The organism is Haloarcula sp. CGMCC 1.6347, from assembly GCF_037078395.1.
Taxonomy (GTDB): Archaea; Halobacteriota; Halobacteria; order Halobacteriales; family Haloarculaceae; genus Haloarcula; species Haloarcula amylolytica.
Window position 1 is genome coordinate 276,746 of record NZ_JAYMGX010000002.1, and the last position, 11,627, is coordinate 288,372.

The following is an 11,627-nucleotide window of genomic DNA, read 5'->3' on the forward strand; positions in this document are numbered from 1 at the left end:
CCGGTAGCTGCTGTCTTGCCGAGTTGGACGATCTGTAAATAGATCTCAAATAGATCTCAAATAGATCCTCGTCCCAATCGGTGACGATTCCCAGGTATCGCAGCCGCTGTCCATCAACCGTGTGTTCGAACCCGGCGAAGTCGAATCCGAGTCCTGGCAGCCTCGGCGAAGAATCCTCAGAGACGTCGTAGTCAGCGCGAGAGTAGAAGATGTGCGGTGCGACCGCCCAGTTCACGTCCGGTAATCCGAGCAGTTCTGCTCGCTCTTCGGTAGACTGGCGGAACTAGCGGAATACATTGACGGCGATACAATCTATGAGACCGTGGATCGGTGCCCCAGTAAGGTTCAGTGACCGGAGGAAGCCGTAGGTCCGAGCGGCCTGCTCCAAGCCCTGCTTGGACAGGCCGCGGAACTTCGCCAACCACGGCTGGAGCAGTGACCAGAGACACTCTACCTGGTTCGTGTGGACGCCTTCGCCGGAGACGTACCGGTCGTCGTGGACAACGTATCGGTGGTCGTGCTCCATGCCTCGGTATGCTGGCAATCCATCAGTCCAGACCTCTCCCAGCGGCTGGGAGAGGTCGTCTGCTTCCTCAATAACTGGCCCGAGATCATCTTCGTAGTCGCTTCCCTCTTGGGCTGAGACCACGCGAAGCACGTCGCGGCAGGCCGCGACGAGCGTCAGTTCGTCTCCCTGATCCCCTGTCCAGCGGGTGCGTCCGCCCTCGGGCGACCCGCCGCGGTCGAGTCCCTCCCGCGGCGGGTCTTGACCTTTGAAGCCCGAACACACCTGCTGTGTTTCATCGACCTGCGTTGGCCCATCGACTGTCTGGGAGATGCGCTCCCAGACTGTCGGAAATCCCCGACAGAACGCGGTTTCAAACTCTCTGAGCTGGTCGTGAAGAGTCGTGTAACACGGTGAGAGGAGTTCAGCGATTTGGGTGATGCTGAGCAGCGTATCAGCGTAGAGGATGAAGGCGATGAGGAACTCACCGGGAGTGAGTTCCGAATCGTAGAAAGGTGTGCCTCGTGTGTACGTGGTTTTCCAGTCACAGCGGCCACACCAGATACGGTCAGAGCCGCTGAGAGCATGGAGACTGTCTGCACCGCAGTGCGGGCAGGATCGTTCCTCCCAGATTGTCTTGAGACGCCGCTCGACGATGGCGTCGAGCGGCTTGGGCCGAAATTCTATTACTCCAAGCTCCGAAAGTTCCGATAGCCTCTGACCGAAGGCAGGGCGGTCTTCGTGCATATCCGTTTCTGCCCGGCCAGAGGCACTAATGCTCTTAGTTCCGCCAGTCTACCGAAGAGCGTTTTCGGTGGCCACAGAAGCCAGCGCTACCTTCATCGGCCCGGCGAACGTGAATGCGTCCAACGAGAGGTCAGAATCCGGCGGAACAGAGTGTGAGAGTCCTTCTGTGTCACCGTCTCAATGGGTGACGATCAATATATACACTCAACATATCTGAGAACTAATGCTCTGTCTCGTTCGGTAAGTCACTCTTTCGCTTGGATCGTGTACAGGTCTTCATACTGCCCGCCGTTATTGAGCAGTTCAGTATGTGTCCCGACCTCGGTCACCTCGCCGTCATCCATTGTGTAGATCCGGTCGGCATTCTGAACCGTAGACAGCCGGTGTGCGATAGTGATCATCGCGTAGTCTCGGTCCATCGCTTCAATCGCCGCCTGGACTTCCTGCTCCAAGTTTGAGTCAAGGTCGCTTGTTGCTTCGTCCAAGACCAGCAAGTCTGCATCCTCTAACAAGGCTCGCGCCAACGCGACACGTTGTTTTTGCCCCCCAGAGAGGCGGACGCCATCGTCGCCAAGCATCGTGTCGTACCCGTCAGGTAGATCGTCGAAAAATTTGTCAACCCGTGCGATTTCGCAGACACGGTCTAGTTCTGTTTCCGTCACGTCCCGGTTTCCTATCGTGAGGTTATATCGCAGGGTATCGTTGAAAATAAACGGATTCTGACGCACAACCGAAAGGTGGTCGCGCCACCTATCGATGTCCATTTCATCTATCGGCACACCGTTCGCCCGGATCTCGCCCTCGTCTACCTCATAGAGACGAGCCAGCAAGGACACGATAGTCGATTTCCCAGCACCGGATTGTCCGACGAACGCGATAAACTCGCCTTTCTCAACCTCAAAATCAACCCCGAAGAGTACCTGCTCTTCATTATCGTACGAGAATCGAACGTCATCGAATTCGACGAGGTCAACCTCTGCTGAAACGTCACGGACGGGTTCATTCGGCTCTTCATTATTGTCCAGTTTCTGTATGAACTTCTGAGTTCGGACGAGATGGGGCAAGTCATTTTCGAGGTTATAAAACTGCTGGTTCAATGCACTCACCTTCGGACCTAGTCGGAACATAGCGAACAGAAACACACCAAGTGATCCTACTGAAAGGTTCGCAAAGGTTAGTGCGAAGTATATAAGCACGAATACGGAGACGGAGACACCGAGATTGTAGAAATTATTAATCGCAGCTTCGTTACGGCGGAGTTTGATACGAGAATCCGTGAACTGATCGATAGCATCCATGAAATCCTGATACAGTTCATCAGCTAACCCGAAAATCCGGATGTCTCTGATTCCCTGTGTCCCCGCTTGCACCGCTTCCTGTCTCTGTTCGTTAGCCTCAGCAACTAACTCTCCAATCTCATATCCTGGTTCAACAATATTCCGAAGCAATACGGTGAGTCCTCCGAGAACGACAAGAGCAAATATTGTAAGTGAGGGAGTGATTAGTAGTGCGATTAACAAATATGCTAATGATAGGAACAGCGTTTCTGTAAATCGCACAACCCGCTGAATCGCCCGGCCAGCGTAGTTCGTCTGCGTGACAATCGCATTCAGTATATCATCGGAGCCTTCCTCATCGAAATATTCGATGCGAGCATCTAACGCGCTTCCGAACGCCCGCATCTGTAGATCCCGGATGTAGTACGTCCGCAGGGCTTCGCGGAACCAAGCCACAATGAAACTCATCGTGTACCGAGCTGTCATCACGGCCGCAACGCCGACAACGACGAACCCGAGAGTGAACGGGATACCCAACGTTTGGTATACCGTTACGAACGCGGCCATGAGCCCGTCAGCTTCGGCAACGGGGTCTTCTGCCTGGACGATCTCAACGACTGGTAGAATAAAACTCAGACCGACCCCTTCGAGGACCGCAGCAACGAGTCCAAGCCCAATGATCAGTACCGTAAACTTAGGGTTGAACCGAGCTACATCGAGAAGCGCGTCGATCTTCTCCCGACGGGAGACAGTGGTGTTTTCCGAATCAGACATGTGTACCTGTGCGAAGGCGCATCTACCACTATGGATGGTACATGACCCACAAAAGCACTCTGATTTCGCGGCACAGGAGAAATACGGGCTGCGAGTTCGGGCAGCATTCGAAAACTTACTTGTCTTCCATGGCTCACGTGGCTTAGAAGGGTTAGAATTAATTAGGTCACGGAGGTCTATTGGATTCTCACAAATTCAGTTTCGCTCTTGTGAAGCACGTTGTTGATTTTCAGAGGGCAGCGGCGAGAGCATGTTTGAGCGCTTCGTCACCTGGTTTTCTGTAGAGTTCGCAGCGGAGCTGAAAGGCTCTGAGATACTGCGTGAGCTTGTCTTTTGACACTCCTCGGTGGGGCGAGAGCCACCGTCGCGTCAGCGACGCGTGGCTCTCGCAGGTGTTGACGTGAATGTCTCCGTCAGCGTATTCTCCGTCGCCGTGGACGACGTATTTGCGGGTGAATGCGTCGTCTTCTTCAAGCGGATCGTAGGCCCGAAATCCGTCCGTATAGACGGTCAGCGACTCCTCATCGTGGTCAGCAAGCAGGAGTCGAATGGTCGATTCGTCGGCGGATTTCGCTGGCACGACGTACCGATCGTCCGAGCCACGATCGACCAGCGTGAACACCGGCAGTTTGTCGCCGTCGTACGATCCTCGTCCACGCGTGGACAGGCCACGCGAGCGCGACTTCTGGTCGCGCTCGCGGCCTTTGAGGCCCGCAGACACGTACACTTCGTCGATTTCAACCGGTCCTGACAGCGTGATCGAAGGCGCGTCGAGCGCTCTGACGAAGCGCTCGACACGCCGTCTCACCGTTCTGTACGAAAGATCGAGTTCCGCCTCAATCTGTCGAATACTTGTGTTGAACCGTAAGAACACGTAGATCGTGAAGTACCACTCTTTTAGCGAGAGCTTCGAGTGAGCGAAGATCGTGTCGGTCTTGTCGTTAAACGTCCGACCGCAATTCTTACACAAATACCGTTGATACACCCGATAGCTGCCGTTTCTGACCGTCAGGTCAGAACGGCAGCGGGGGCATCCAACACCATCACACCAGCGAACCTGTTGCAGCAGGTCCGCTGCAGCCGATTCCGACACGAACCGGCTTAGTGGGAACATATCGGGCACCGCTGGCGCGGTGCCCTTGCCCTCTTCGACTTTCAGCCGCAGCTCTCGCTATCAACAATCTACTTCGCAAGAGCGATTCAGTTTTATTACTTGGTGCGTCATATCTGATTTTCTAACTCTTCGGGACTATAAATAACCGAGCGCTTCAAGTCGGTTATCTCGAATTTCATCGCTTAATGCGTCGTGTTCTATTGGATTATCTGATTGAATCTCACGTCGTTGATTGGCAGGTATAGATAACCATGGCACCTCTCTCAGTTCCTTTGTATACATATCTGTTTCCCATCCAAGGTGTCCGTATTGTCTTTTTCCGAGGGGTCCTATCCGCTCGCCCAAGTGTTCGCCGTGGTCAGATGTTATTATTGTTTTACCGCCAAGTTGGCCAACGAGAACTGTAATGTGCTCCAACGCTATTTCAAGTGTTTCGTTATAAGCCTGCGACGTTTCAGAGAGTGAGATCTTATCCGTCTTGACGAACTGGTACCAACTCTTGCCAGATGGTCCGTTTCCATTACGAAACTCATTATTGTTGAATCCTTTTAGATTGACCTGCTGTCGTACCTTTTGAGCAGTAGAACCGAGAAATGGCAGATGTGGTTGCATGAAGTGAATAATAAGGCGCTTATTGGGATGCTCTCGGTGAGCCGAAAGTGCGGCTTCAACCACATCCTCAGGATGGACTGTCCCTAATTTTTTGTTCCATTGGTCGAGGAGTGGGTGGATTGTATAGAAAATCCCATCTGATAACAGTTCTACGTGGGGGTTTGCAGTAACATAGACTGTATCATGGAGCTCTCTTTCCTCGAAGTTTTTTTCCATAAATTCCCAACTTTGGCTTGCTCTTGAAACCCGGCACTCTAAATCTCCATCCAGATCAGATTTTTCGTAGGCGTCAAAAAAATAATCGTACCGACAAGCGTCTAAGAGAATCAGGTTGTCCCAATCCTCGGACATTACATCAACGCCCTTCCCATACTTCTGTTTCAGACGGTAGCTGTTGGCTTTCATTATAGATGAATTATATAATCTATAGGACTCTTTAAAAAGTATTTTTGGATTACGCACCGAACGAATAAGATTGCGCATATTATACCTGTCTGGAAGCATCTACCAATACTGTCGCGTTCTGAGTATATAAAAACTTAGTAGACAGGTCATCAGAGTAGCGAACAACTCACATAACATACCTAGCAGCGCGACGTAGAGTTTCAATAAGCCCCCGACGTTGATAGCTTGAATAAAATAGTCCCAATAAATTTTTTATGGAATAACTGTATGACAAGCATTTTGATAGCGGCAGAGTGAGAGAATTTAATCGGGGCTTTGCAGGAGCATAGATGTCCCCCCTTGTTGGATAATAAAACAACCGCGGCCTGTCTGTCACATTCATGTGGGTATTTATATCCTCAATATCTTGTACGGTGGCCTGAGCTAGTCGACCATGAGCTATTTTCACTTCCCCGGTTACTTGCATCGGCCATTCTATTAAGCAATTATACAGGTTTGAAAGAGTCATATGATTTATATTTGCTCCGTCAATTGCTATTCGAAAAGATGTCTGGTCGCGTTTGATGGTGCTATTTTGATGAATGTTGATCCAGTTCCTTATGAATTCTTTACATTCCTCGTTTTGTTTATAAGCTATAACGCCTGTTTGAAACAGAGGAACACTCTCGGGGACATCACCAAAATCAACGTTATCCATATATCTCAACTCAAACTCATTAGGATCAATTGCTGTGGCCAAGTCAACGTTATCTAACAAGTCAAATAGTTCTGGAACAGGCTGTAACAAGAACACATCCCCATCCATGTAGATCGTTTTGTCATAAGGAGATTTCAACAGGTTTCTTGGCTTATCAAAAAATGATCGGTCAGGAGACTCGTCTATGATTACTTTGTCAATATATGGCGAATTCACTTCTCTATCACTGATTACTGTGATTGGCAAATCCATGTGATGTTTTGTGACTTGCGCTGAAAATTTTGCTTCTTCAATATACTGTTCCCCAGTGGCAACATAAAGAAACCCCTTATCCATAGTTCACGTACTCTATGTGCTCAATTGAGTTTAATGATTCTATACGGTCTACCGTGGGAAATGGGTGCGATTGATATGTATTGAGCCATAGATTTGGGTATGGCTCATCGTATTTTGGTCACAGGTGGGGCCGGGTTTCTTGGGAGCCACCTGTGTGAACGATTACTGTCTGATGGACACGAAGTGATCTGCCTCGACAATTTCGGCAGTGGCCAGCAAAAAAATATCGAGCAACTCGAAGACCATCCCTCGTTCACCGTTAACGACCGCGACGTGCGAATCCCGGGATCGCTCCCGTCTGTAGATCGAATCTACCATCTTGCGTCGCGGGCCTCTCCAGCGGACTTCACTGACTTCCCTGTCAACATCGCGTTAGCGAATACGCAGGGGACACGCCGACTCTTGGATCACGCTCGCGCCTGCGACGCGCGGATGGTGTTCGCCAGCACGAGTGAAGTCTACGGCGACCCCGAAGTACATCCGCAGCCAGAGACCTACACCGGGAACGTGAACATCCGGGGGGTTCGAGGCTGCTATGACGAATCCAAACGCTTCGGAGAGACACTCACCGTTGCGTACCAGCGGAAACACAACGTCGATGCTCGAACGGTCCGGATCTTCAACACGTACGGACCGCGTATGCGACCTGACGACGGGCGGGTCGTTCCGACGTTCATCACGCAAGCGCTGCGCGGTGAGGACCTCACGATCTACGGTAACGGCGAACAGACCCGCAGCTTCTGCTACGTAGACGATCTAATTACTGGACTCGTATCTTTGATGCGTGTCGAGAATTCTGAGCACGACGTGTACAATATTGGGAAAGAGAACGAACGGACAATCAAAGAACTAGCCCACGAAGTGCTGGATATTGTCGATACGAGCTCTGACATCACCTATGAACCGCTTCCTGAAGATGATCCGAGCCAGCGCAGGCCCGATATTACACGAGCCAAGACAGAGTTGAATTGGGAGCCTGAAATACACCTAACAGAAGGACTGGAGAAGACAATTAGCTATTTCAAATCAAATCTCTCGTAAAACGTATGAGTGAAAACGATAGCCCACCGCTGACATTACCCCAGAAGATATGCCGATATTATTCGAGAAATGGTATAACCGACTTATTTAAAGAATCAGTTCCATTCCTAACAAGGCGAATAGTTGATCGACAAAAGGTTACAGCCGACGAGATTGTCGGACAAACAGACACTTATCAATTCTGGGAAGAGAGCAAGGAAAGCAGTTTCTCCATCTCAGAGTCGAACAACCAACGACTACGCAGTGAATTTAAACCCTATCCAAAAAAATTCAACCCCCGTCCTGGGACGGTGTATGAGATTGAAGACTGTGATTTGATAGGTCCCCATGCTACCGGGTTATATAAAGGAAAAAATCTCATATCTGAAACTTCTGGATTCCGTAATGGGAATACGTTTGTTAGAGGCGAAATCATAATACATAATACCAAATCACGGTTCAAAATCAGACCTAGCAAATCAAAGGAGAGTGTGTTCCCACTCATATGCCCAGATCCAAGTTATTATCATTGGATGATGGAATATCTACCCAAACTCCGACTTCTTGAATTATATCAGAAAGAGACAGGGGAAGAACCTACTTTACTGATTGAGTCGAACCCACGAGACTTCGTATGTGATACACTCAAAGCAGCCGGCTATGACTCTACTAAATACACAGAATGGGACCAGCATGGGACAAGAGTCGAAAAACTGATTGTTACTACGCACCGCCCACATTTTTTCAATTACGAAACACCTGAATTATCAAATTATAATCCATCAATCAAGGACTTTAGTTGGTTGCGTGACCGAATGAGGTCGAATATACCAGACTCAGGCACCAATTCGGATAGTCCAGAGAAAGTCTACATTTCTCGGCAAGAAGCTAGTAGAGGGAGGAAGGTAGTCAATCAGAATCAACTTAATGGAATTTTAGAAGAATACGGTTTCGAGACGTATAAATTAGAAACACTTCGCTTCAAAGAGCAATTAGAGATCTTCTATAAAGCGGATGTGATTATGGGGCCACATGGGGCTGGTCTTTTGAATATGATATTCGCGGACGACCCAATAATAATCGAATTGTTCCCCGAATCAGCAATAAAACCCCACTTCCACTTTTTGGCTGATATGTTTGGCTTTGACTACACATCTATGGTTACCAAATCTGAAGGGAATAATTTAATACTAGATCCAGACGATCTAGATGAGCTACTCAGTGACATATTTGACAAGAAATTACAACCACCAGTCTGATCTAACACAAGGTGTGCTCGGGGGGTAACCGATTTATCCACCGGTTTCAGTCGCTTTGCAAGCACTTTTATAATAAATCCAACAAATTCATGTCAGTCCCTGCGTATTTATCCGTTTCGGTATGAGAAGCGGGCCGGTGTAGGAGCACCGACTCAGGGGCTGTCTGGAGCGACAACCCATGCAAATCAACGCTGCTGACTCAAATGAATCATTCGGAGTGACGCATAGCACCGAACGTGACGCCGAGACTGACTTGCTCAGTACGCAGGTCCGCGGTGTTCACGTTCTCGAAGTCATCGAACAGAGTGACGAGTTGCGTGATCGACCCATCTAGGTTCTCTGTCCGGACTGTGGTGGGGAAGTCGAGCGGTACGAAGACGGGCTGCCGTCGTACGTGGTGTGGTTCAAATCGCGGTGTTCGGACTGCGAGGTCGAACTGCGCCGGTGGAGCGCGGTCGTGGTCGATGCCGCGTACACCGATATGGTGACGCCGTCAGACCTGGCTGAACTCGTCCAGGCGTACTGGGATCGGCACCTATGTGACGGGATTCAGACTGCCGAGAACTGTCCCCGGACGCGTGAGTTCACCGAGGCGTACTCGAAGCGAGCGCAGCAGTACGGCTGGGTGTGGAGCCCGACCTGTCCCTGTGTCGACGGACGGTTGACGAACTCGGGATCAGTTGGTTAGACTACCATCATTGGCAGAAAGAGCCTGATGTCGGGGTTTATCTCTTTCGAAGCTGTCACGACGACATCAACGGTGGGGACTGCGACACGGATGTGGACTGGCCGGCACGCAAGCGGTTGAAGAACAAACACGACTTCCAAATCCTGAGGCTGGCTGCCCGGGAGCACTTGGCCGAGCCTGCGGCCTCGCTCGATACATTCACTGCCCGGCTCGTCGAACGGTATAACCTCATCCAGACCCCCGAGGCCGTTCGAACGACCATCGACTAGGCTCGAGAAATCGAGAGGCCGTAAAAAAAGTAAGACAGGAATTTAATGTAGAATGCTAAGCTGCCAAATTAGAATCTATGTTCAGAAATGAGGCCAGTAAGCGTCAAGAAGCAGTATATTTCATACGAATTCTGTCAGCTTTATAAAATTGTTAGCCTCGCTCTCGGTAGCATACCAGTCTACAGGACTTAAAAAACCAACTTTTGCAGGTAAGAGGTAGAGCAACAAAGCCAAGTAGTAATAATCTATTGACCTAGCAAGTACCAAACTGAGGTAACAACTAATGCCTGGTTCTATTAGTGTTATTACACCCACCTATAATCGTGCGGACACTCTTCCTCGCGCAATCAACAGCGTACTCGCACAGACAGAGGAGAACGTGGAGCACATTATCATAGATGACGGTTCAACGGACGCAACTCCTTCTATGATGGATAATTGCGAACACCCTCGAATAACATATCACCGCTTAAGTTCAAATCAAGGAGCATGTGTTGCTCGAAACGTGGGAATTGAACTTGCTTCCAGTGAGTACGTTTCGTTTCTTGACTCTGATGATGCCCTTAGACCGGAGTACCTTGAGAAGGTTATTGATGCATTCAACCCAGCACCTAACAAGCAAGCTGGGGTATACACGTCGTATTCGATCCGTCGGGCAGAAGATGATGAGAAGATCAGGACATCTCGGGCTGAACCTGGCTCAGTTGATCAACAGTCTGTACTTCAGCAAAACCCGATCGGAAGTCTTTCTGCAACTACCTTTCGCCGGGACATTCTTGCGGAGGTCGGTGGATTCGATCCATCCTTTCAGGCCCGTCAAGATTTAGATCTCTATGTTCGGATTCTTGAGAACTACGAAATAGTCGGTATTGATGAGGTACTAGTAGACCACTACCAACACGATAGTCGCATTTCAGCTGATCCTGGCCGTCGGATACAGGGCCACGAACGCTTCATTGACAAGCATGGTAAAAAAATGTCTTCGTCGGCCATCGCAAACACGCATTATCAGAGAGGGCACCACTATGCTGAAATGGGCAACCTTGGTGCTTCAAAGGAGCATTTCTGGGAAGCCGTTCGCTATGCTCCAGCAAACCCAAGACATTTGTATTTTTATTTCGCTAGTTTACTAAATCATAGTGTATTTGACACTGCCAAGATTATCAAAGAAACTGTTGGAAAATATCTAAAATAAGAGCGTGGAATAGCGCATACGTAAGGACTTAGTATGGCAACCTCCCGTTCAGTAGTTGGATAGCACTCCAGCCGAATTCGTAGCTGACTCCTTGCTGGCGCACATCAGCCGAATCAAGAGTGTCTCTCGGGACAGGTGGATCGCCGAATCTACCGATTTCGGCGATCCAAGCTGATAGCAAGACAGCTCTCCGTCAGGAAGTCATTAGACTTCGCGCAGAGAATCAGTGGCTTCGCCAGCAACTTGCCGCACAGCAGGAGCGGATTGATGAGCTTGAGGCAGAGCTCAAGCAATACAAAAACGCGAATACGCCTCCCAGCAAGGAGGGCGGTGCTGGTGGAGGTGGTGGTAGCAACGGTTCCGATGATGACGAGACTGACGATGAGGAAGAAGAGTCAGCTGGCGGCGATGATGCCGCCAGCGACTCTTCGCCTGGCCGTGAGGAGGGTCACGAAGGAACCACAAGAACACCGCCAGAGCCTGAAGAAACACGCTTTGTCGACAACGGGTTTTGCCCTGACTGTGAGCACGTTCTCACCGATCCAGACAGCTACACGTCACAAATCGTTATTGACACGCCGCTTCCTATTCCAACAACCGTCGTTGAGTACAAGCTTGGCAAACATGAGTGCTCTTGCGGCAACGAAGTAGTCGCTGAGCACCCAGATTGCCCGCAAACCGGGCGGTTTGGGCCAAACATAATGACCTCGGCGCGATCTGAAAGCTAAT

The 11,627-nt window shown here is 50.0% G+C and carries 9 protein-coding genes and 1 pseudogene; 5 read left to right on the top strand and 5 right to left on the bottom strand.

What is annotated here, in order from left to right; translation table 11 throughout:
* Positions 1 to 283: 283 nt before the first annotated feature.
* The 5 genes from VI340_RS09770 to VI340_RS09790 form a co-directional block, all read right to left on the bottom strand.
* Positions 284 to 1,252 (bottom strand): IS1595 family transposase, encoded by a 969-nt coding sequence (locus VI340_RS09770; RefSeq protein WP_146417102.1) that lies wholly within the window; start codon positions 1,250 to 1,252, stop codon positions 284 to 286.
* A gap of 245 nt (positions 1,253 to 1,497) precedes the next feature.
* Positions 1,498 to 3,303 carry an ABC transporter ATP-binding protein gene (locus tag VI340_RS09775; protein ID WP_146417101.1) on the bottom strand — a complete coding sequence of 602 codons (1,806 nt, stop codon included), beginning with the start codon at positions 3,301 to 3,303 and terminating at the stop codon, positions 1,498 to 1,500.
* A 229-nt stretch (positions 3,304 to 3,532) separates the two neighbouring features.
* Complete coding sequence (locus tag VI340_RS09780; RefSeq protein WP_146417100.1) at positions 3,533 to 4,417, bottom strand: IS1595 family transposase; 885 nt, start codon at positions 4,415 to 4,417, stop codon at positions 3,533 to 3,535.
* 135 nt (positions 4,418 to 4,552) lie between these two features.
* Complete coding sequence (locus VI340_RS09785) at positions 4,553 to 5,512, bottom strand: hypothetical protein (RefSeq protein ID WP_336358279.1); 960 nt, start codon at positions 5,510 to 5,512, stop codon at positions 4,553 to 4,555.
* Positions 5,513 to 5,600: 88 nt separating this feature from the next.
* Positions 5,601 to 6,467 carry a hypothetical protein gene (locus tag VI340_RS09790; RefSeq protein ID WP_146417099.1) on the bottom strand — a complete coding sequence of 289 codons (867 nt, stop codon included), beginning with the start codon at positions 6,465 to 6,467 and terminating at the stop codon, positions 5,601 to 5,603.
* A gap of 99 nt (positions 6,468 to 6,566) precedes the next feature.
* On the opposite strand from VI340_RS09790, the gene VI340_RS09795 reads away from it, so the two are divergent.
* The 5 genes and pseudogenes from VI340_RS09795 to VI340_RS09815 form a co-directional block, all read left to right on the top strand.
* Positions 6,567 to 7,508: a UDP-glucuronic acid decarboxylase family protein gene (locus VI340_RS09795; protein WP_186764069.1), complete on the top strand. Its 942-nt coding sequence runs from the start codon at positions 6,567 to 6,569 to the stop codon at positions 7,506 to 7,508.
* A gap of 5 nt (positions 7,509 to 7,513) precedes the next feature.
* A complete protein-coding gene (locus VI340_RS09800; protein WP_146417097.1) occupies positions 7,514 to 8,746 on the top strand; it encodes a glycosyltransferase family 61 protein in 1,233 nt (410 codons plus the stop codon).
* Positions 8,747 to 9,373: 627 nt separating this feature from the next.
* Positions 9,374 to 9,703 (top strand): hypothetical protein, encoded by a 330-nt coding sequence (locus tag VI340_RS09805; protein WP_146417096.1) that lies wholly within the window; start codon positions 9,374 to 9,376, stop codon positions 9,701 to 9,703.
* Positions 9,704 to 9,986: 283 nt separating this feature from the next.
* Positions 9,987 to 10,898 (top strand): glycosyltransferase family 2 protein, encoded by a 912-nt coding sequence (locus VI340_RS09810; protein ID WP_146417095.1) that lies wholly within the window; start codon positions 9,987 to 9,989, stop codon positions 10,896 to 10,898.
* Between the two features lie 119 nt (positions 10,899 to 11,017).
* Positions 11,018 to 11,602, top strand: a pseudogene (locus tag VI340_RS09815) (IS66 family transposase); the annotation flags it as partial.
* Between the last annotated feature and the right edge of the window lie 25 nt (positions 11,603 to 11,627).